Here is a 247-nt window from a genome sequence, read left to right as displayed (position 1 = left end):
CGCGCTGAAGCTGGAAGGCACCCAGGGCGAACTCGACCGCAACGTTCTGGAGCGCATGACCGCGCCGCTGGAACACATGCTGCGCAACGCGGTCGCGCACGGCCTGGAAACCCCGGCCAAGCGCCGCGCCTCGGGCAAGACCGACGAAGGCACGGTGCGCATCGCGGTGCGCCGCGAAGGTTCGGAAGTCGTGCTGGAAGTCGCCGACGACGGCGCCGGCCTGGACCGCGCGGCGATCCGCCGCCGC

The 247-nt window shown here is 72.5% G+C and carries 1 protein-coding gene; it reads left to right on the top strand.

Features of this window, described 5'->3' with window-relative positions; translation table 11 throughout:
• Window positions 1-247: hypothetical protein (locus HKX41_12740; GenBank protein ID NNC25002.1), on the top strand; the 247-nt coding region annotated here is incomplete at both ends.

The sequence above is a fragment of the Salifodinibacter halophilus genome (assembly GCA_012999515.1).
Lineage (GTDB): Bacteria > Pseudomonadota > Gammaproteobacteria > Nevskiales > Salinisphaeraceae > Salifodinibacter > Salifodinibacter halophilus.
This window is presented reverse-complemented; position numbering and strand designations above follow the sequence as displayed.